Consider the following 19,438-nt stretch of genomic DNA (forward strand, 5'->3'; position numbering starts at 1 on the left):
GGTCTGCAATGGGATCTATTGCTTCTGCGCGGCGATCTGCTCCGCCAATTCGTTCAGCTCCGTCCAGCGGTCCATCAGCTTCTCGAGCTTCTCCTCCAGCCGCTGCTGCTCGGCGGCCAGCTCCTGCAGCCGCGCCGAGTCGCTGCTCGCTTCCTCCATGCGCTCCGCGATCGCCTGCAGCTCCGCTTCGGCATCCGCGATCCACCCGTCGATTTGCTCGAAATCCTTCTGGTCCTTGTACGACATCTTGAGGGCGCGTTCCCGGCCGGCGGGCTTGGCGCCGGCAACGGTCCCGCCCGGCTGACTAGCCGCAGCTTTGACGGCGGATGCCGGCGCGGCGCCGGCTCCGTCTCCTCCGCCCAGCTTCTCGACGAAAGCCTGATAATCGGAATAGTTGCCCGTATGGTGGGTGATAATGCCGTTTCCTTCAAACCCGATCACCTTCTCGACCGTCCGGTCCAGGAAGTAACGGTCATGGGAGACGACGAAGACGACGCCGGGGAAGTCGTCCAAATAATCCTCGAGCACCGTCAGCGTCGCAATGTCGAGGTCGTTCGTCGGCTCGTCGAGGAGCAGGACGTTCGGCGCATCCATAAGGACGCGCAGCAATTGCAGCCGGCGCTTCTCGCCTCCGGACAGCTTCGAGATCGGCGTCCACTGCATCGCCGGCGAGAACAGGAACCGCTCGAGCATTTGGCCGGCCGAGACGGTCGTCCCGTCCGCCGTCTTCACCTGCTCCGCCCCTTCGCGGATGTATTCGATGACGCGCAGGCTCTGATCCATCTCCTCATGCTCCTGCGAGAACCAGCCGAGCTTCACCGTCGCGCCAAGCTCGACCGTTCCTTCGTCCGGCGCCAGCCTGCCGGCGATCAGCTTCAGCAGCGTCGACTTCCCGCTGCCGTTGCGGCCGACGATACCCACGCGATCCTCCGGTACGGCGATATAGCTAAAGTCGCGGATAAGCGTCCGGTCGCCGAACCGCTTCGTCACCCCTTCGAGCTCCACGATTTTTCGGCCCAGCCTGCTGGAGGCTACCGATACGTCCAGCTTGCCGGACGCTTGCTTCGGCGCATCGGCCTTAAGCGATTCGAACCGGTCGATCCGCGCCTTCTGCTTCGTCGTGCGCGCCTTCGCGCCGCGGCGGATCCACGCCAGCTCATTCCGCAGCAGATTTTGCCGCTTCGCCTCCGACGCGGCCTCCCTCTCCTCGCGTTCGAGCTTCAGCTCGAGGAAGCGGCTGTAATTCGCCTGGTAGAAGTAAGCTCGGCCTCTATCAAGCTCGATGACGCGGTTGCTGACCCGGTCGAGGAAGTAGCGGTCATGCGTAATCATGAGCAGCGCCCCTCTCCGCTTCTGCAGCATTCCTTCGAGCCAGGCGACCGAGTCGTTGTCGATATGGTTCGTCGGCTCGTCGAGAATAAGGACGTCCGACGGCAGCAGCAGCGCCGCCGCCATGGCGACCCGCTTGCGCTGGCCGCCCGACATCGTCTCTACCTTCGCGTCGTAATCGTTGATACCAAGCTTCGACAGCGCCGTCTTCGCTTCGCTTTCCAGCTGCCAGGCATCCAGCTCGTCCATCCGCTGATTCGCCTTGATCAACCGCTCCTGAAGCGCCGCTTCATTCGGCTTCAGCTCGATCGCTTCCAGCGCGGCGGCATAGCCGCGCACGGCGCGAAGCTGCGGCGAATCGCCGCCGAGCACATGCTCGAGCGCCGTCTCGCCGGGCGCGAATGCCGGGTCCTGCGCCAGCATGCGCACGGTCACGCTGCCGCCGACCGAGACCGTGCCCGAATCGGCCGGCGCAAGGCCCGCGATCACCTTCAGGAAGGTCGATTTGCCCGTTCCGTTCACGCCGATAATGCCGATTTTGTCGCCGTCCTCCACGCCGAACGTGACGTCCTCGAACAGCAGCTTCTCGCCATAGCTTTTCGTTATATGCTCAACCGATAATAAGTGCATGGGACAAACCTACTTTTTTCTAGAATGATGGCGCCGCCGACATGGCATTGGCACCACTCGTATCATACCACAAAACAAACGCCCGCTTCACCGTCCATGCGCGAGTCCGCACCCGCCCGTGAAGCCGTCATGCCGCAAAAAAAAGGGCCGGCGCCCCGTCATTCCGATGACTTGGCGCCGGCCTCCCCGCATGCGATCGCATTATTTTTTGCCGATCATTTTCTCCGGACGTACGAATTCGTCGAATTGCTCCGAAGTGAGCAAGCCGCTGGCGATGGCCGACTCTCTGAGCGTCAGCCCGTTCTTGTGCGCGTTCTTCGCAATCGCAGCGGCGTTCTCATAGCCGATATGCGGGTTAAGCGCCGTTACGAGCATGAGCGATTGCTCCAGGTTGCGCTTGATCGCCGCTTCGTTCGGCTCGATGCCGACCGCGCAGTTGTCATTGAACGATACCATGCCGTCGGCCATAAGCGCGACCGATTGCAGGAAATTATAGATGATGACCGGCTTGAACACGTTCAGCTCGAAGTTGCCTTGGCTTGCCGCCATTCCGATCGCCGTGTCGTTGCCGATGACTTGGCAGACGGCCATCGTCAGCGCTTCGCTCTGCGTCGGATTGACCTTGCCCGGCATGATCGAGCTGCCCGGCTCGTTCTCCGGAATCGTAATCTCGCCGATGCCGCAGCGCGGACCGCTGGCGAGCCATCTGACGTCGTTGGCGATTTTCATCAAGTCGGCCGCGAGCGCTTTGATCGCGCCGTGCGTGTACACGATTTGGTCGTGGCTCGTCAGCGAGTGGAACTTGTTCGCCGCCGTCACGAACCGTTTGCCCGTCAAAGCCGACACCTCCTCGGCCACCTTCACCGCGAAGTCGGGATGCGCGTTAAGCCCCGTGCCTACCGCGGTTCCGCCGAGCGCAAGGTCGCGCATCTCTTCGACGCTCTGCACGAGCATGGCTCGCGTCCTGTCCAGCATCGAATACCAGCCGCTGATTTCCTGGCCAAGCGTGATCGGCGTCGCGTCCTGCAGATGCGTGCGGCCGATTTTGACGATATCGTTGAACTTCTCGGCCTTCGCGCGCAGCGTGCCGTTCAGCAGGTCCAGCGCCGGCAGCAGCCGCTCCTCCAGCGCAATGACGCCCGCGATGTGCATGGCCGCCGGGAACGTATCGTTCGAGCTTTGCGACCGGTTCACGTCGTCGTTCGGATGGATGCGCACGTCGCTTCCGCGCTCCGCAAGCAGCGCGTTCGCGCGGTTCGCGATCACTTCGTTGACGTTCATGTTCGTCTGCGTGCCGCTGCCCGTCTGCCATACGACGAGCGGGAAGTGCTCATCCCACTTGCCGGCTACGATCTCGTCGACGACCTCGCCGATAACGGCCGATTTCGCGGCATCCAGCACGCCCAGCTTCTCGTTCGCCTGCGCGGCCGCTTTCTTGATATAAGCCATGCCGTAGACGACTTCGATCGGCATCCGCTCGCCGCTGATTTTGAAATTTTGCAGGCTTCGCTGCGTTTGGGCGCCCCACAGCTTGTCCGCGGGAACCTTGATTTCACCCATCGTGTCCTTCTCAATGCGATAATCCATGAATTGAACGTCTCCTTCATCCTATTGATTTGTCTATTACTCGCTCTGTTTCTGTTATAACGCTATTCCGGCCCGGAAGCAAGTTAACCGCCCGTCAAGCTTTGAAGATAGTACCAGATAAACAAGAAGTCACCTCTTAAGGTGGCTTTTTTATGTTCACAGTCCGCTGGCGGCCGGCCCACCGCTGACCGGCTCGAACGGATCGCGGACGCGGCGAAGCATCGTTGGTCGTTCACCTTTTTTCGTAAAAAAAGCCCCGACGGAGAAACTCCATCAGGGCACCCGCGTTACAGGCCTTTCGCTTCGCGGTACGCCGCGATATAGGCTGCCGCCTTTTGTTCGATCAGCGAGAAATCGCCCGTCTTCACGGCATCCTTCGTCAGGTCCGAGCCGATGCCGACCGCTACCGCGCCCGCTTTGACCCATTCCTTCAAATTGTCGAGCGAGACGCCGCCCGTCGGCATAATGTTCGCCTGCGGGAGCGGTCCTTTAATGGAAGGAATGACGCTCGGGGAATACAGGTTGCCCGGGAACAGCTTCACGACGTCGACGCCGAGCTCGAGCGCGGTTTGGATCTCCTGGACCGTCATCGTGCCCGGCATGACCGGAATCGCGTAGCGGTTGCACAGCTTGATCGTATCGGCATTCAGCGCCGGAGCTACCACATACTCGGCTCCCGCCATAATCGCGGCCCGCGCCGTTTCCGGATCGAGCACCGTGCCGACGCCGATGATCGCGTAATCGTCGGCGTCCGGCGCCGCCGAGCTGGAATATTCCTTCGACAGCTGCTCGATCGCGCGCAGGGCGAAGGGAACGGTCATCGTAATTTCGATCGCCTTGATGCCTCCCTTGATGGCGCGGCGGGCCATCTCCGCCACTTCCTCCGGCGAATCGGCGCGCAGCACCGCGACGACGCCCGCTTCCGTCAGCTGCTGAAGCACTTTAAGCTTTTTCATTCGTCAGTCCCTCTTCCTATTTTGTTCATTTCGGTGCGAAAATGTTCTATCTATTACGCTCATTATATGCGCTATCTTGCGAATCTTCAATCGTTCTTCGTATAATCGATCTCCAGAAATTTCTCGACTTCCGTCTTCCAGCGCTCGTTCACGAACTGGACATGGAGAGGATGCTCGTTGTAGGCGTCATAGTCGGCCTGGCTGGCGAATTCCATGGCGAAGCCGTGATCGTATTCGTTTTTGGCGCTAACCTGCTTATAGACTTGAAAGTTCATTACGGTCGGAATGGACGTCAGAATGCGCTTCCCGTCCTCCAGAAACCGTCGCTCCTCCTCCGAACCCCGCTCGTGCTTCAAGCTGAAAATAACCGAATGCAAAATCCATTCCTTCGACTGCGCTGACATGTACATCGCTCCCTATTCTATGAAAATGGTTTGTTTTTAAAATAACATATTGTTGCAGGCGATTGAAATGGCCTGCGGATTATTGTCGGCGCCGCAGATTGGCGCAACCGGATGCTGCATTTCACCTTCGACGAACCTGAACGTCACTGACATAGAGTTGTCAGGAGGAAGCCGGTATAATAGGGAAAAGCATACATTTCCGAGGAGGCTGCAGCGCATGACCAAATCCCGGTACTTGCCGATCGGCGGCACGGCGCCGCTTCTTAGCAAGCGGGCGCTTAACCGCGCCCTGCTCGAACGCCAGCTGCTGCTGCGCCGCTCGACGCTGCCGGCGCTTGAAGCGATCGAGCGGCTGGCGGGCATGCAGGCGCAAGCGCCGAATCCGCCGTATTTCGGCCTATGGACGAGGCTCGAGGGCTTCCGGCAGGAGCAGCTGTCCGAGCTGCTCGAGAGCCGCGAGGCGGTTCGGCTCGCGCTCATGCGTTCGACCATTCACCTCGTGTCCGCGCGCGACTGCCTCGCCTTCCGCCCCATGCTGCAGGCCGGGCTTGACCGCGCCCTTCGAAGCGCCTACGGCCGGCAGCTCGAAGGCGTCGACCTCGCGCGGCTCGCGGACGTCAGCCGCGCGCTCGTCGAGGAGGAGCCGCTTACGTTCGACGAGCTGGGCAAGCAGCTCGCCGGCCATTGGCCCGGACGCGCCGCGGCCGCGCTTACAAACGCCGCCCGCAGCCTGCTGCCGCTCGTCCAAGTGCCGCCGCGCGGCATATGGGGCTCCGGCGGCCAAGCCGCGCACACAACCGCCGAGAATTGGCTGGGCTCCCCACTGGCGGACAACGCCGCGCCGGACGGCCTGCTTCTCCGTTATCTGGTCGCCTTCGGACCGGCCTCGGTCCGCGACATACAGGTGTGGTCCGGGCTCACCGGGCTGCGGGAAGCGGCGGAACGCCTTCGTCCTCGGCTCCGTTCGTTCACGGACGAACACGGCGCCGAGCTGCTCGACCTGCCGGATGCGCCGCTGCCGGATCCGGACACCATCGCGCCGCCGCGCTTCCTGTCCGAATTCGACAACATGCTGCTCTCCTACGCGGACCGGAGCCGTATCATGGACGAGCGGTACAAACCGCTCATCTTCACCGTCAACGGCATCATTCGCGCGACCTTCCTCGTCGACGGCTTCGTGCGCGGCCTTTGGCGGATCGAAAAATCGCGCGGCTCGGCGACGCTCTTCCTTGCGCCGTTCGAGCCGTTAACCCAAGCGGAACAGTCGGCTCTGGCCGAGGAGGGCAGCGGCCTGCTTCGCTTCGCGGCCGCCGGCAGCGCGCACGATATCCGACTCGTCAACGGGATTTAACGAACCCATCCCCGAATGGCCCGTTTCGTCGATGCGGGCCGTATCGGCCGCCGGCGACGATCTCGGCTGGAGCACTGCCGGCCGAAATAATGGCCGAAGCGCGCGGCGGGCGGAACGAGCTCGGCTCGAGGGGCGGTGAATCACGATTTCCCCGCCGCGATAGCGGCTTCCGGTGAGGGGAGCCATCCGCCAGCGTCCCTTAGCTTCCCCCCGGGAAGCTTCGCAGACAGCGGTCCATCCGCTCCAGCGCTTCCGTCAGTCTGGCCACGGAGGAGGCGTAGGAGCAGCGGATGAAGCCTTCGCCGCCTTTGCCGAATACATGCCCCGGCACGCCGGCGACCTTCGCTTCGTTGAGCAGCATGCGGGCGAAGGCGTCCGAGGTCACCCCCGTATGCGCGACGGACGGGAAGGCGTAGAACGCTCCCTGCGGCTCGTGGCAGGGCAGCCCGATGTCCCGCAGGCCCTTCACGAACATCCTTCTCCGCTGGGCGTAGGACTCGATCATCGCGTCCTTCTCCCCTAATCCGTTACGCAGCGATTCGATCGCCGCGACCTGCCCGAGGATCGGCGCGCACATGACGGTGTACTGGTGGATTTTCAGCATCGCCGCGATCAGCTCCGGGTGGCCGCATACGTACCCGACCCGCCAGCCCGTCATGGCGAACGCTTTGGAAAATCCGCTTATGAGCAGCGTCCTCTCCTTCATTCCCGGCAGCGCGGCGAAGCTCGCATGCTTCCGGCCGTAAGTCAGCTCCGCGTAAATTTCGTCCGACAGGACGATCAGGTCGTGCTTCTCCGCCAGCTTCGCGATCGGCAGCCAATCCTCGCGCGTCATGATCGCCCCGGTCGGATTGTTCGGATAGTTCACGATCAGCACCTTGGAGCGGGGCGTAATATGCGCCTCCAGCGCTTCCGCCTTCAGCTTGAAATCGTCCTTCGCGAACGTTTCGATCTCGACGACCGTTCCTCCGTTCAGCTGGGCGATCGGCGAATACGCGATATAGCTTGGAACCGGCATCAATATTTCGTCGCCCTCCGCGATCAAAGCCCGGAGCGCCGCGTCGATCGCTTCGCTTCCGCCTACCGTCACCATCATTTCGTCCGCAGGCTCGTATTCGATCTCGAAGCTATCTTTCAAGTACTTCGCGATTTCCTCGCGCAGCTCGAGCAGCCCCGCGTTCGGCGTGTAGGTCGTGCGGCCGAGCTCAAGAGCGCGTACGCAGGCCGCCCTGACCGGCTCCGGCGTCACGAAATCCGGTTCCCCGACGCCAAGCGAAATAATGTCTTTATTGCCCTCCGCCAAGCTGAAAAAAGCGCGGATGCCCGAAGGCGGAATTTGCCTGACGGCCGGCGACAGCTTGTCGCTCATTGACGATTTGCTCATTGGTTCTCCTCCTCTGTTATCAAACAAAAAAAGACCCGCCCCTGTAAAAGGGACGAGTCTCATACCCGTGTTACCACCCTAGTTCCGCGCCAAAGCGCGACACTCCGCTACGTATCCGTCAATACGCGTTCCCGTTAACGCTGGACCTGCGGCAGGGCTTACTCTCGCTTCAGCCTGCTTCTCGGAGATGGCTTTCCGCAAGCGCCCGAACGTTGGTTTTCAGCTGCCCCAACTCTCTGTCCGATCAGGCGTCTAACGTACTCTTTCTCGTCATCGAATGTATGCTATTCCACTTGAAAAATCGAATCCACGATAATGGGCAAGTTATCCCGCAAGGAGATTGCCCCGAGCACCGACCGCGCGTGCACGCCCTTCTCGCCGAAGACGTCCAGCATCAGATCGGAATACCCGTTCAATACTTTGTGATGCTCCTCGAATTCCGGTACCGCGTTGACGAAGCCCTGCACCTTCACGACCCGCTTGACGAGATCGAGCGAGCCGAGCGCCTCCTTGACCACCGCCAGCACCTCGATGCCGGCCAGCCGCGCGTAGGCGTAGCCTTCCTCCGTCGTAAAGTCGCGGCCGAGCTTGCCCTTCGGCTTGCCCCCGGGCCCTTTGCCCGAGACGTACAGAAAGCCGTTAGCGATTACGCAATTCGCGTATTTCGCCGCCGGATCGCTTGCGGCGGGAAGCGCGATGCCCAGCCCTTCAAGCCTGCTCTCTATTCCGGTTGCCGCCATAAGCTTCCCCTTTCGGCGCGAGCGCTTTTTAAAATTTTACCAATAATAACACCATTGGCCCGGTTGCGCAATACCCATTTTCAGGAACGCGCCGGCTCGTCTCTTCGATAGGATGAACCTATAAAAGTTATTTGTTTTATATATTTCCTTCACTGGCGAAGAGGTGATAGGATACGGCTAAACCGATATGGACCTGACGAGGAGGGCTTTGAAATGAGCGACACGGTGAAAAAACAATTCGACGCGGCCGCGCGGGACTACGACCGGCAGCGGCGGCAGCTGATCCCCTGCTTCGACGATTTTTACGGCACGGCGGCCGACTGGGTCCGGTTCGGCGGCACGACTCCGCGCATCCTGGATCTGGGGGCGGGCACCGGCCTTCTGTCCGCATTCATGCGCGATAAATTCCCGGATGCCGCGCTCACTTTGATCGACTTGAGCGATGAGATGCTGAAGGAGGCGCGCGCAAGGTTCAAGGACGATCCGAACGTGCGGTACGTCGCGGGCGACTATACGGCATATCCCTATGAGGAGCGGTACGACGCGGTCGTCTCCTCGCTCTCCATCCACCATCTGCCCCACGAAGCCAAGCGGGCGCTGTTCCGCACCGTGCACGGCTTGCTCGCGGACGGCGGCGTCTTCGTCAACGCCGACCAGGCGGCCGGAGCGACGCCGTATTTCGACGAATCGTACATGGCGAGGTGGCGGGAGGAGATCCGGAAGAGCGGCCTGCCCGCGCAAGCGATCGACGCCTCGATCGAGCGCAGGAAGCTCGATATCAACGCCGGCGCGTTCGATCAGCTGCAGTGGCTGCGCGAGGCCGGCTTCGCGGATTGCGACTGCGTGTACAAGCACAACGGGTTCGCCGTATTTGTCGCTATCAAGCGCTGAGAGGACTCCCTTGCCTCCCTTCGGGCAAGGGACTGTCCCGGAAGACATCGCTGGATGGCGGAAGGAGGCTCCTTCTCCCCAGGAAACGTTCCTCGGTAGTTGGAGGGGCCTTCCAACCACCTGCCACAAGGCTGCGCATCCGCACGGCCAGCCAAGCGCCAAGCCTGCGATTGTGCAGCCTTTACACCATCGACAGGAAGCCGGATGGGAAGCCTGCGGAAGTACAGGCATTTCGGGGACGTAGGCCCCATTTTATGCTTACCGAGCGAGAAAAGATGCACATTCGCAGACATTTGCTTCCCAGAACGCATAGAACGACTTAAAGCCTGCACATTCGCAGGCTTAGTCAGGGGACGCGACGCTTGGTGGCCAAATTACGCGAACGGCGGCTTAGGACGCCAGCACCGCTGCCAGCGGGCAGATCGCGCGGTGTTCGGCGGCTTAGGCACGAGACGCATTGTCCGTGCAAGCAGGCAGTAAGGCGAACTGTCCATCAAGCGAGCACAAACGAATCCTGATCGTCATCCATCGGTTTGTTCTTCCCCTAAGCGCCGAGATACCCTTTTTTGAATATGCCATACCATTCCTCAAGCGCTTCTCCCTCGTACACGCCCAGCTTCTCCAAGATCAGCTTCGAGAACTCCACGGCGGCGCTGCCGTTGGCCGTAATGAGCGGGCCGTCGGCGACCGCCTGCGCCTCCACGTAGTTCGCCTCGCCCCGATACTCCGGCGCGCCCTGCTTCAGATTGGCCAGCATATTGCCGGTATGCTTATGCCGCTCCAGGAAGCCGTGCCGGCCGAGGAACGTCGTCGCGTCGCAGATCGCCGCCACCCCCGCCTGCCGATCGAGGCAGCTCGCGATAACCTCCTTCGCAGGCAGGTTGACCGGATCGCTCCAGTTCGTTCCGCCCGGGACGATCAGCATCGCGACGTCCAGCTTCGTCCACTCCTCGCCGCCCGCGGCGTAATCCGGCAGCACCTTGAAGCCGCCCATCGACGTCTTCGGCTCCAGATCGACCGCGATCGTCTTCACCTCGTAGCCCGACTGCGGGTTGTTCAGCTCCGCGCTTACGTAACTGGCTTCCCAATCCGCGAATCCGTCCGTCAAAAATACAAGTACTTGCTTCATCTTTATCTCCTCCTAAGTTCGTGTAGTTCGTTATGTACCAAGCATAATTCATGTCCCCTGACAAAGGCTGTCAGTTGAGCGGGCGTACGCCAAAAAATTCGGCGAGCCGACCGTCGGTTCCATGCGTTATACTGGCAGCAGAGGTGATCAAGCATGGCCAAGTGGGACAATATGCTGAAAATCGTATGGCTCCTGCGATCCGGAACCGTCATGACCGCCGAGCGTCTTGCCGAGGAACTGGAGACGAGCGTGCGGACCGTGTACCGCTATATCGACGCGCTGTGCGCGAGCGGCGTGCCGATTATCGCGGAGCCCGGGCATGACGGCGGTTATTCGCTGCCGGGCACGTTCAAGCAGGCGCCGCTCTTTTTCGACCCGGCCGAGCTGAAAGCCGTGCTGCATGCCGCCTTGTTCGCGCAAGGCGCGGGTTATCCGTTCGAGGACGATTTGCGGCGGGCGCTGGACAAAATCCAGCTTTACCACAGCGGTGACCAGCAGGAGGATTGGGAGAGCAGGACGCGGGGAATGGACGTCATACCGAGCGAGGCGCACCGGGCGCTTGCGCCCGTGCTGCGGCAGCTCGAGCGCTGCGTCGCGGAAGGACTGACGGTCAATGTACGCTATGCCAAAAATCCGGAGGACGAACCCGAGCTTCGGAAGCTCGACCCGTACGGGCTAGCCTACCGTTCGAACCGCTGGTACGCGGCCGCTTATTGCCACCTGCGGCAGGCCGTCCGCACGTTCCGCGTCGACCGGTTCGAGGGGCTTGCGCTCGCCGGGGAGACGTTCGCCATCCCGGACGATTTTTCCGCGAAAGCCCATTTCGATCAGGCTGCTTCCGTGCAAAAGGCGATCAACGACGTCAACGCCCGTCTCGCGCGCATCGAAGGAGACGACGCAAGCCTGGACCGCCTGGCCGGCCATTGGTATTTGCGCGGCTGCGTCCTGAAGCGCGACGCCGGCTCGCTCGAATTGCGGATCGACGAAGATACGATGCTGAAGCATTTGCCGTCGCTGCTGCTGAGCTGCGGTCCGTCCGTCCGCGCGGCGGAGCCGCCGGAGCTGGTGCGGGAAGTTAGTAAAGCGGCGCGGGCGCTCGCGGCTATTTATGGCGCTTAATCTTTCGCGTGGCGAAGGATCCTGCTTGTGATGCGCCTCGGCCAGACGTGCCGGACTGGCGGCCATGCAATGCCTCATCCGAATGACGTTTAAGCGGCTAGGCGCCGAGCCGGTTACCGCGATCGAGAACGGCCACTGGTTTAATTTCAAAGACCCGGACGGGAACCTGCTCATGATCTGCAAATGCTAGCCTTTCCCGCCCGAAGCCGACCCGTAACGAAAAGGCGGCAGCCATGAGCGCGAATATCGCGTCCGTGGCTGCCGCCGGAAGGCCTATCTTTGTTTCAGATCCATTACGCCGGAAGAGTAAGCTGCCAGGAGACGCCGAACTGATCGACGAGCCAGCCGAACTTCCGGCTGAAGCCGTAGTCGCCGATCGGCATGAGCGCTCCGCCGCCCTCGATCAGAGCCGCGTATAGACGGTCGATCTCCTCTTCCGTGTCGCAGGTGAGGAAGATGGAGAACGACGGGGTAAACGTAAAGTCGTGCTTCACGTTGCTGTCTATGCACATAAATTCTTGTCCCTTGAGGGAGAAGGCAGCTTGCATGACGCTCCCTTCCGCTCCCGCTTCGTTCGCGCCGTAGCGCGTAATGCTCGTGATTTCCGAGTCTTCGATCAGCGAGACGTAATAATTCATCGCTTCCTCCGCTTTTCCTTGGAACATCAAAAACGGCGTAACCTTTGTCATTTCCGCAGGCTCCTTCACGTTTGGTCGCGGTCGGGCTTATTTCCAAACCGACGCGTATTTTTTACGGTATTTCAAATCCTCTTCCGATTCAATCAGGTCAAGGGCCAGCCGCTTGACGGCTTCGTCTTGCTCGTGATCGTACAGCTTGCGAAGATCGACGATCAGGTCGTACCGGATCAACGACCAATTCTTCTCCTCCCTGCAATCGCGGAACCTTTCGGTTAAGCCTTGCAGAAGCTTTTCCTTCTGCTTCGGGCCCGCGAGCCCGATTTTCCAAATCGCCTGAATGCAGTGCCTGGCCGTTACGAAGCGTTCGTCCTTCGTGATCTCCCACAGCAGGGGAAGGTCGCCGACGATTCGCCCTTCGGGATCGCTCTTGGCCAGATTGCACAGAAGCTGCGCGGCATGCACGCGCCGGAGATTGTCCTTATGGCGGAGATCGTCCCTCAGGCGGTCCCAGATTTCATAGGCCCAATTTACTTGGTCGTCCGTTAATTGATGCAAATGGTGAAACGCCTCGCTCGTCAAGGAGCGGTCATTCGATTGCAGGTTGCTCATGCTGGCCGCCATCGTTTGATCCTCCATGGTGCAAGCTCCTTATCGTTCCAAAATCGTTGCCGCAAGCAAATCGAACATTTCGTTCCAGCCGTGCTCGGTGCCTCTTCTGTACTCCTCCAGCATGCGTTCGATATCCGCCGGCGTCATGCGATCGTCGCGAGGAACGGTAATTTCTTGCGTCAGCGTCAGCTCGCAGCCCGATTCCAGCGGCGCGATCTCAATGACGACCCGATCGACGGTCGGACTGAACTGCAGCATCCGGAACGTGAACACGAGCCGCCTCGGCCGGTCGATCTCGACGTATTCCCCGTCTCCGCTGTAGTCGTTGCCGTTCCGCCGGTCCGATATGCTCCACTTGCCTCCGATCCGCGCGTCGTTCACGACGGTCCGCCCGGCGGGATCGCTCGTTGCGGAGGTGAACAGCCATCCGCGCATCCGCTCGGGATTGAGCCATGCGTCGAAAACCTGCTCGGGCGAGGCGTTGAATTGCCGCGTCACCCGAGCCGTTACGTACGCATAACGGTTCTCCTCGTTCATTCCCTTTCCTCCTCGCTTCCGTTTTCGTTAAGCCGATTAAGCTCCCTCTCCAGCATGTCCAATTGATCGTCCCAGAACCGCTCGTAGAAGCGAATCCAGGCGTTGGCGGCCGACAGCGTCGCCGGATCGAGGCGGCAAATATGCGTGCGGCCTTGCACCCGGCGCCTCAGCAGACCCGCCTTCTCGAGCACCTTAATATGCTTGGAAGCGGCCGCCAGCGACACCGGATAAGGCTCGGCCAGCTCCGCCACGGTGCGCTCCCCTGCGGCCAGCTGGCCGATCATCGCCCGCCGGGTCGGGTCCGCCAGCGCATGAAAAATATTGTTTAATGATTCTTCGCTACATTCAACCATGTGGTTGAGTATAAAGGATAGGCCTTCCAATTGTCAACCATTTGGTTGAATATTTGCATGATAAAAAAGCAGCCTGCAAACGCTATGCCCAGCTGCTCGTTTCATGGTCAAGCTTCCGGCTCGGGCTCCATCACCGCGTTGTCCCGATGCGCTTCGATGAACTCGTACGCTTCGTACAGCATGCCGGCCGCTTCCGCTCTCGTCAGGACATGCGCCGGATCGAAGTTGCCTTCCTCGTCCAGGGACGCGATTTTGTACAGCAGCGCGCGCTGGATCGTGCCTTGATAATCGACGTTGATGTCCGCCTCGTCCGCGATCGGGACGTACATCTTCACGAGCGGATATTCGCCGGTCAGCTCGACGGCTTGAATCAAGTAATGAACGAACTGCTCCTTGGTCAGCGGCGCCTGCGGGTCGATGTCCGCCGGAATGCCAAGCCCGTTGAAATGGGCGATGATGAAATCCTCGGCATACCAAGCGTCGTTGCTCACCTTCAAAAAGATGCCCTCGGCCGTCGGCGCCTCCATGAAACTGATGGCCGCAAGGCTGATTTGCGTCGTTCGGACGATCAGCGAGATGCCTTGCGCAGCCGTCAGGCTGTCCTCCGGATGGAAAGCCGCGGCGCTAACGCCTTTGACGATGCCCTTCTCCTGCAAAGCCTCGATCTGCGCCTTGTTCGGCGAGCTCGCGATATCCCCGAATGCGTCGGCCGCGAGCGCCTGCGACCCTAACGACGCGGTCAGCATGACGACGGTCGCCGCAACCGCCGTTCGAATACGTTTCTTCATGGTCGTCCACCTCTTCTTCCTTCATGTGTTCTACCCCTTGAACGCTCGGACGGCGCAAAAGGTTGCAGCGGCGGGCGTCACAGGGCGCCTAGCGCCTCGTCCTTGCTCCTGGCCGGCTTGCTTCTGCGCAAATGCGCGTACAGCAGCGAGAAGCCGGCGATTCCCGCAGCCGCTAAGAAGCCGCCGACGCGGTACATCGCGTCGGGACCGGCTTGCTCGAACAGCCAGCCGCCGAGCACGCCGGCCGCGATGCCGGACAGCCCGCCCCACGTAAGCGCGTATACCGCTTGGCCGGATGCCCGGAATTCGGCCGGCACGAGCAGCACCGTCAGCTGCGTGCCGATGTAATAGTAGCCCCCGAACGTCAAGCAATGAAGGACCTGGATGAAAATAATTTGCTCCGGCCCGGCCGCCGCCGACATGAGGAACCAGCGCAGCGAGAAGAGCGCGCTGATGACGACGACGCACAGCGTCATCGTCGTCGCGTTCTTTTTCAAATACCGGTCCAGCAGCAGAAAAACGGGAATTTCGAAGATCGACGACCAGAAGGCCGACCACCCGATAAGCGACGCATGGCCGCCGAGCTCGGTAATGTACAGCGAAATGAAGGTCGTGTTCATCGAGTTCGGGATGGAGATGACCAGACCCACGATTAAGAACAGCAGAAAAGAGCGGTTCGCGAACATCGAGCGGTAGCGGACTTTGCCCGCCGACGACGTCCCCTTCGATTCGCCCCTCGGCAGCGTGAACGCGAAAGCGAGCGTAATCAGCATCATAACCGTATAAACGAGCCATAGCCGCTTGATGCCGATCTGCCCGATGACGGGCCCGGCGGCGACCGCCATCAGCGCCCACCCGAGCGAGCCGAACAGCCGGAACGCGCCGAATTTGTGCTTCGTCCCTTCGATGCTGTTCAGAATGAGGCTGTTGCTCTGCGAGAAGAGCGGCATTTGGAAGAAGAAAAAGAACAGCATGCACGCATAAATGACCGTATACGACTGAAACAGAAAAACGACCTGCATCGCGAGCATGCTGCCCGCCAGCATGACGATCAGAATGAGCCTCACGTTGCGGAAGCGGTCGCTCAGATACCCCCACAGCGGGTTCGCGAAGATGGAAACGACCGGCCCGCCCGCCATCAAGGCGCCGATCTCGAGCGTCGTCATGCCGACCGACTGCAAATAGAGGGCGAAGAAGGTGCTGTATACGGCGATGGAGCCGTATACGAAAAAGTTAAACGCTTTGACGAAATGCAAAGATCTCTCGTTATTCATCTCTTCCGTCCTTCATCCTGCCGTCAGCGAGGCCGCGGCGGCCGGGCGTTTGCCGCGTCAGAGCCGGGCGGCCGCCGGGCGGGAGCGCAGTATAACCTCCTCCGCGCCGACTTCCCGTCCAAGCTCATGAGACAAGTAAATGCCCTCGCTGATCAGCATCGTATTTAGCGCCAATTCCGCCGTCGGGAGCAGCGGCACTCTCCCTTGCAGCGCAGCGATCCAGTGATGCTGCGAAGAGTCGTAGGCGTCCTCGTTCTCGTACAGCCGCCGTCTGCGCAGGTCCATCGCGTCGAGATCGATCGTGCTGTCCAAATCCATGTCGCATACGGTGCTGTGGAAGCTGAACGGACGGGCCCCGGTGCCCGGCAGCTCGTTCGGCAGCCGGATGCCGCCCTTCGAGCCCGCGATGCTGCTCCCCTCGAAGCCGCCGAGATGAATGGCCCACGCTTCGATCAAATCGAGCGTCGCGCCGCCCGCCAACCGGACGAAGCCCGTCGCCAGCTCTTCGACGTCGAAGCCGCTCGCCTCGCGCCTCTCCGGCAGCATCTCCGTTTCCTGGTAAAGCTTGCCCGTCATCCTCTCCACCTTCGGATTGCCGAGCAAATAGAGGAGCTGGGCGATATGATAGACGCCCATATCGAGCAGCGCCCCTCCCGCCGCCGTCTCCTTCCGCGTAAAATGCGGCGTGCCGTAGCCGTCGACGAACGGGCGGTTCCGTCTGCGAAAGCCCGTCGAGCGCGCATGGTAGATGTTGCCGAGCATGCCGCCGTCGATTAACGCCTTGGCCGCCTTCGTATCCTTACCATACAGCGTAAACAGCTGGACATGCAACCGCTTCCCGAAATTCGCAGCCGCATCGGCCATCGCTTTCCCGTCCGCGTACGTGCCGGCGATCGGCTTCTCGCAGTAGACGTGCTTGCCCGCCTCGAGCGCCGCGATCGTCGCCGGCGCGTGAAAGTGATTATGCAGGCATACGTCCACGGCGTCCAGATCGTCCCGCTTCAGCAGCTCCCTGAAGTCTGCGTGCGCGTGCGGAATGCCGTGCGCGGCCGCGACGCGGGCCGCCTCCGCTTCATTGACGTCGCACACCGCGACGACTTCCGCGCCGGCGATCGGCTTATATTTTTCGATGTGCATTTTGCCGATTTGCCCGGTCCCGATAATCCCGATTCTGATCATGTTCATTGCGCGTCTCCCGCCTCCAGCCGATCCGCTTCCAGCAGCAGCCTCCTTACCTTCGCGATCAGAAGCTCCGTCTCCGCGTATTGATTGCGCGGCGCGTTGTATTCCACGCCCCAGTAGCCCCGGTAGCCTGCGGCGCGCATCGTTTGGATCGTCTCGATCCCCTTCTCGCCGTCCGCCGTCTTCTCGTCGAAATGCGTATGGTACGCCCACGGCGCGACGAGGCGGTCGCCTTCCTCTTGATCCGTTTTCCAGCGCCCCAAGTGGACGAGGAAGCCGAAGGACGGATGGTCGACCGCTTCCGCCAGGCGCTTCATTTCGCGCGGGTTCAGCGACGCGCCCATATGGTTCTCGGGCCCGATCCGGAAGCCGTTGTCCGCAGCGAACGCGGCGAATTCCCGGTAGATCCGCACCGTATACCCGAACTGCTCCTCCCCCATCGCCTCCCAATTCGAATAGCTCCCGCCGGTATCGATGCGCACCGTTTCCGCTCCCAGTACAACCGACGCCTCCAGATGCTCGAGCGCGTTATTGTACAGGTGGCGCCTCATCTCCGCGTCGGCATCCCATAGATGCGCGCCGTCGATCGCGATGTTCGCGACCCGCATCCCCTTCTCGTCCAGCGCTTCGCGAATTTTCCGGATATAGCTCCGGTCGGCCAATTTCATGACGGGCTTGCTCTCCCTGTCGACGAAAAATCCGTTCCATAAGTCGACCGAATCCAGGCGGTAACGGTACTTTACCGTTTCCAAATAGCCGAATACGTCCATTTTCCCATCCAAATACGTGTTGTTGAAAGAATAGCCCCCGATTGAAATGTTCATCGCTTGTTCCCTCTCCTTCGTCATTGGAATAGCCGTCCCGACTTCATTATAATCCACCCCTCCGGCGAAATGCGGTGAATGATCTTCTTGCGGCAGGGGGAAATTTCTACTATAAGGGCCCGTTCGCTTTTCCAAAATTGTATGCCACGGCTTGGCCCGTTTTCTGATAGAATGGTAAACACATGCCTATACACGGAGGTTACGCAATTGGATTACATCGTACTGGACATCGAGTTTAACGGACGCAAATTCGCGAGCGAGCTGCCGATGGAAGTGATCGAGATCGGCGCCGTCCGCTTAAATAGCGAGCTGGAGCAGACGGACGTGTTCACCGCCCTCATCAAGCCGGTCTACTTCGCCAAGCTGAACAGCTTCATTAAGAAAAAAACCGGCATCCCGCAGGAGGACATCGACCGGGCGAGCCGCTTCCCGAAGGTGATCGCCGACTTCGTCGCCTGGCTGGGGAAGAGCGAATCGTTCCTGCTTATTACATGGGGCGGCGAGGATTTGAAGCGAATCGTATTCGATACGAGAATGCATAAGCTGGACGACGGCTTCTGGCTGGCCGCGGACTATTTCGACCTGCTCAAGGGCTATATCCGCTACAAAAACGTCACGAACGACGTCAGCGTCGAAGCCGCGCTCGCCGACCTCGAAATACCGGCCGAAGGCTCGGCGCACCGCGCGCTGGACGACGCGATCATGACGGCCGAGGTGTTCCGCAAAATTTTCAAGGAGCTCGACCTTGGGCTGAAGCAGCAGTTCAAGGACAGCTACACGAACGCGAAGGAACGCCGAATGGTGAAAAACGCGATTCGGACGATGACGCAGCAGAAGCAAGTGCCGAAGTGGGAAACGTTCGCCGAGAAATATTTGGCGGGCAAAGCGACGTTCGAGGACGTCCGCAAAGTGGCCGAGCTCCAGCAAGTGTTCGAAGCCGAGCTGGCGAAAGCCGCCGGGAAGGCTTCCTCCTCCGGACAGACGGGCTAGGACAAGCCCGCCGCGATGAACCGGAATCCGAATTCGCTTCCGACCTACGAGCTGCTCTATATCGTCGGCATTATCGCGATCTCGTTCTCGTCGATCTTCATCCGCTGGTCCAGCGCCGACGTCGCCGTGATCGCCATGTACCGGCTCTACTTGACGAATCTGCTCATGCTGCCGCTCGTATGGAAGCACCGCGAGGAGCTGTTCCGCCTTACGGCGCGGCAGTGGCGCGCCGGAAGGCGGCGGCGAGGCCGGAAGGCGGCGCCTCGCAGGACGCCGGCGTCCTGCGAGGCGCGGTGGCCGAGGGCGGGGGGCCGCTGGCCGCTGCGAGGCGGGGCGCTGCGAGGCACCGGGGGGCCGGGGCCGGACGACTCCCGCCGAGAACGATTTGACTGTATTTCATACAGTCAAAAGTGCCACGCACCGTGCCGCACTCCCGTTTGATTGGAGTTTATCCAATCAAATCGGCCATTTCCCCGCCTTTTGGCCGGAAATGGCTATTTTGATTGGATTTTTTCCACCCAAACCTGCTCCTACGTCGACTAGCCAGCCATTTGACTGGATGAAATCCATTCAAACGGTGATCTCCCGTCGCGATCTCCCGTAACAGCCCCTTTAACTAGCCCATCCTCTCCAGCCTATCTCCATCCGCCTAGCAAGTTCTATCCCCCTCTAACCCACCGCCCATCATGCCGTTAAACAAATTCAGTCCCCCTCTCCCATTCA

The 19,438-nt window shown here is 60.6% G+C and carries 19 protein-coding genes, 1 pseudogene and 1 other annotated feature; of the genes and pseudogenes, 5 read left to right on the plus strand and 15 right to left on the minus strand.

Annotated features, from left to right (window positions below; translation table 11 throughout):
- Positions 1–15 precede the first annotated feature (15 nt).
- From IDH41_RS22135 to IDH41_RS22150, 4 genes are all read right to left on the minus strand, one after another.
- On the minus strand, positions 16–1,959 hold the full coding sequence (locus IDH41_RS22135) for an ABC-F family ATP-binding cassette domain-containing protein (RefSeq protein ID WP_190864942.1): 1,944 nt from the start codon (positions 1,957–1,959) through the stop codon (positions 16–18).
- Positions 1,960–2,160: 201 nt separating this feature from the next.
- Positions 2,161–3,546, minus strand: a complete 1,386-nt coding sequence (fumC, locus tag IDH41_RS22140) for a class II fumarate hydratase (RefSeq protein ID WP_190864944.1) — start codon at positions 3,544–3,546, stop codon at positions 2,161–2,163.
- A gap of 287 nt (positions 3,547–3,833) precedes the next feature.
- The gene (locus IDH41_RS22145) at positions 3,834–4,502 is read right to left on the minus strand and encodes a bifunctional 2-keto-4-hydroxyglutarate aldolase/2-keto-3-deoxy-6-phosphogluconate aldolase (protein ID WP_190864946.1); all 669 of its coding nucleotides are present in this window, start codon (positions 4,500–4,502) and stop codon (positions 3,834–3,836) included.
- 86 nt (positions 4,503–4,588) lie between these two features.
- Complete coding sequence (locus tag IDH41_RS22150) at positions 4,589–4,906, minus strand: Dabb family protein (protein ID WP_190864948.1); 318 nt, start codon at positions 4,904–4,906, stop codon at positions 4,589–4,591.
- A gap of 217 nt (positions 4,907–5,123) precedes the next feature.
- Between IDH41_RS22150 and IDH41_RS22155 the strand changes: the two genes are divergently transcribed.
- The gene (locus IDH41_RS22155; RefSeq protein ID WP_190864950.1) at positions 5,124–6,257 is read left to right on the plus strand and encodes a winged helix DNA-binding domain-containing protein; all 1,134 of its coding nucleotides are present in this window, start codon (positions 5,124–5,126) and stop codon (positions 6,255–6,257) included.
- A 199-nt stretch (positions 6,258–6,456) separates the two neighbouring features.
- On the opposite strand, the gene IDH41_RS22160 is transcribed toward IDH41_RS22155, so the two are convergent.
- Positions 6,457–7,641, minus strand: a complete 1,185-nt coding sequence (locus IDH41_RS22160; protein ID WP_317890798.1) for an aminotransferase class I/II-fold pyridoxal phosphate-dependent enzyme — start codon at positions 7,639–7,641, stop codon at positions 6,457–6,459.
- Positions 7,642–7,686: 45 nt separating this feature from the next.
- Positions 7,687–7,924: a binding site (T-box leader), on the minus strand.
- 1 nt (position 7,925) lies between these two features.
- Positions 7,926–8,381, minus strand: a complete 456-nt coding sequence (locus IDH41_RS22165) for a RidA family protein (protein ID WP_190864952.1) — start codon at positions 8,379–8,381, stop codon at positions 7,926–7,928.
- A gap of 213 nt (positions 8,382–8,594) precedes the next feature.
- Here IDH41_RS22165 and IDH41_RS22170 point away from each other — a divergent pair, with 213 nt between their 5' ends.
- Positions 8,595–9,272 carry a class I SAM-dependent methyltransferase gene (locus IDH41_RS22170; protein WP_190864954.1) on the plus strand — a complete coding sequence of 226 codons (678 nt, stop codon included), beginning with the start codon at positions 8,595–8,597 and terminating at the stop codon, positions 9,270–9,272.
- Between the two features lie 544 nt (positions 9,273–9,816).
- Here IDH41_RS22170 and IDH41_RS22175 read toward each other — a convergent pair.
- On the minus strand, positions 9,817–10,401 hold the full coding sequence (locus IDH41_RS22175) for a type 1 glutamine amidotransferase family protein (RefSeq protein ID WP_190864956.1): 585 nt from the start codon (positions 10,399–10,401) through the stop codon (positions 9,817–9,819).
- A 153-nt stretch (positions 10,402–10,554) separates the two neighbouring features.
- Here IDH41_RS22175 and IDH41_RS22180 point away from each other — a divergent pair, with 153 nt between their 5' ends.
- Positions 10,555–11,520 carry a helix-turn-helix transcriptional regulator gene (locus IDH41_RS22180; protein WP_190864958.1) on the plus strand — a complete coding sequence of 322 codons (966 nt, stop codon included), beginning with the start codon at positions 10,555–10,557 and terminating at the stop codon, positions 11,518–11,520.
- Between the two features lie 293 nt (positions 11,521–11,813).
- Here IDH41_RS22180 and IDH41_RS22190 read toward each other — a convergent pair whose 3' ends face one another.
- The 8 genes from IDH41_RS22190 to IDH41_RS22225 form a co-directional block, all read right to left on the minus strand.
- On the minus strand, positions 11,814–12,209 hold the full coding sequence (locus tag IDH41_RS22190) for a VOC family protein (protein ID WP_190864959.1): 396 nt from the start codon (positions 12,207–12,209) through the stop codon (positions 11,814–11,816).
- Between the two features lie 36 nt (positions 12,210–12,245).
- On the minus strand, positions 12,246–12,794 hold the full coding sequence (locus IDH41_RS22195) for a hypothetical protein (RefSeq protein ID WP_223829954.1): 549 nt from the start codon (positions 12,792–12,794) through the stop codon (positions 12,246–12,248).
- Between the two features lie 12 nt (positions 12,795–12,806).
- Complete coding sequence (locus IDH41_RS22200; protein ID WP_190864961.1) at positions 12,807–13,304, minus strand: SRPBCC family protein; 498 nt, start codon at positions 13,302–13,304, stop codon at positions 12,807–12,809.
- A complete protein-coding gene (locus IDH41_RS22205; protein ID WP_190864963.1) occupies positions 13,301–13,657 on the minus strand; it encodes an ArsR/SmtB family transcription factor in 357 nt (118 codons plus the stop codon). The genes IDH41_RS22200 and IDH41_RS22205 overlap by 4 nt, the downstream gene beginning before the upstream one ends.
- A gap of 107 nt (positions 13,658–13,764) precedes the next feature.
- A complete protein-coding gene (locus IDH41_RS22210) occupies positions 13,765–14,445 on the minus strand; it encodes an S-layer homology domain-containing protein (protein ID WP_190864965.1) in 681 nt (226 codons plus the stop codon).
- 77 nt (positions 14,446–14,522) lie between these two features.
- Positions 14,523–15,719 carry an MFS transporter gene (locus tag IDH41_RS22215; RefSeq protein WP_190864967.1) on the minus strand — a complete coding sequence of 399 codons (1,197 nt, stop codon included), beginning with the start codon at positions 15,717–15,719 and terminating at the stop codon, positions 14,523–14,525.
- Positions 15,720–15,776: 57 nt separating this feature from the next.
- Complete coding sequence (locus IDH41_RS22220) at positions 15,777–16,904, minus strand: Gfo/Idh/MocA family protein (RefSeq protein ID WP_190864969.1); 1,128 nt, start codon at positions 16,902–16,904, stop codon at positions 15,777–15,779.
- Complete coding sequence (locus IDH41_RS22225) at positions 16,901–17,725, minus strand: sugar phosphate isomerase/epimerase family protein (RefSeq protein WP_190864971.1); 825 nt, start codon at positions 17,723–17,725, stop codon at positions 16,901–16,903. Before IDH41_RS22225 ends, IDH41_RS22220 begins: the two co-directional genes overlap by 4 nt.
- 207 nt (positions 17,726–17,932) lie before the next feature.
- Between IDH41_RS22225 and IDH41_RS22230 the strand changes: the two genes are divergently transcribed.
- Together IDH41_RS22230 and IDH41_RS22235 are read left to right on the plus strand one after the other, a co-directional pair.
- Positions 17,933–18,715, plus strand: coding sequence for a 3'-5' exonuclease (locus IDH41_RS22230; RefSeq protein WP_190864973.1), 783 nt, complete (start codon positions 17,933–17,935; stop codon positions 18,713–18,715).
- 15 nt (positions 18,716–18,730) lie between these two features.
- Positions 18,731–18,940: pseudogene (locus tag IDH41_RS22235) on the plus strand (DMT family transporter); the annotation flags it as partial.
- Positions 18,941–19,438: the final 498 nt, after the last annotated feature.

The organism is Paenibacillus arenilitoris (genome assembly GCF_014705655.1).
GTDB lineage: Bacteria > Bacillota > Bacilli > Paenibacillales > Paenibacillaceae > Pristimantibacillus > Pristimantibacillus arenilitoris.

Coding starts and splice junctions, on each gene's coding strand:
- IDH41_RS22135 (WP_190864942.1), bottom strand. CDS start 1,959: ATGCACTTATTATCGGTTGAGCATATAACGAAAAGCTATGGCGAGAAG.
- fumC (WP_190864944.1), bottom strand. CDS start 3,546: ATGGATTATCGCATTGAGAAGGACACGATGGGTGAAATCAAGGTTCCC.
- IDH41_RS22145 (WP_190864946.1), bottom strand. CDS start 4,502: ATGAAAAAGCTTAAAGTGCTTCAGCAGCTGACGGAAGCGGGCGTCGTC.
- IDH41_RS22150 (WP_190864948.1), bottom strand. CDS start 4,906: ATGTCAGCGCAGTCGAAGGAATGGATTTTGCATTCGGTTATTTTCAGC.
- IDH41_RS22155 (WP_190864950.1), top strand. CDS start 5,124: ATGACCAAATCCCGGTACTTGCCGATCGGCGGCACGGCGCCGCTTCTT.
- IDH41_RS22160 (WP_317890798.1), bottom strand. CDS start 7,641: ATGAGCAAATCGTCAATGAGCGACAAGCTGTCGCCGGCCGTCAGGCAA.
- IDH41_RS22165 (WP_190864952.1), bottom strand. CDS start 8,381: ATGGCGGCAACCGGAATAGAGAGCAGGCTTGAAGGGCTGGGCATCGCG.
- IDH41_RS22170 (WP_190864954.1), top strand. CDS start 8,595: ATGAGCGACACGGTGAAAAAACAATTCGACGCGGCCGCGCGGGACTAC.
- IDH41_RS22175 (WP_190864956.1), bottom strand. CDS start 10,401: ATGAAGCAAGTACTTGTATTTTTGACGGACGGATTCGCGGATTGGGAA.
- IDH41_RS22180 (WP_190864958.1), top strand. CDS start 10,555: ATGGCCAAGTGGGACAATATGCTGAAAATCGTATGGCTCCTGCGATCC.
- IDH41_RS22190 (WP_190864959.1), bottom strand. CDS start 12,209: ATGACAAAGGTTACGCCGTTTTTGATGTTCCAAGGAAAAGCGGAGGAA.
- IDH41_RS22195 (WP_223829954.1), bottom strand. CDS start 12,794: ATGGAGGATCAAACGATGGCGGCCAGCATGAGCAACCTGCAATCGAAT.
- IDH41_RS22200 (WP_190864961.1), bottom strand. CDS start 13,304: ATGAACGAGGAGAACCGTTATGCGTACGTAACGGCTCGGGTGACGCGG.
- IDH41_RS22205 (WP_190864963.1), bottom strand. CDS start 13,657: ATGGTTGAATGTAGCGAAGAATCATTAAACAATATTTTTCATGCGCTG.
- IDH41_RS22210 (WP_190864965.1), bottom strand. CDS start 14,445: ATGAAGAAACGTATTCGAACGGCGGTTGCGGCGACCGTCGTCATGCTG.
- IDH41_RS22215 (WP_190864967.1), bottom strand. CDS start 15,719: ATGAATAACGAGAGATCTTTGCATTTCGTCAAAGCGTTTAACTTTTTC.
- IDH41_RS22220 (WP_190864969.1), bottom strand. CDS start 16,904: ATGAACATGATCAGAATCGGGATTATCGGGACCGGGCAAATCGGCAAA.
- IDH41_RS22225 (WP_190864971.1), bottom strand. CDS start 17,725: ATGAACATTTCAATCGGGGGCTATTCTTTCAACAACACGTATTTGGAT.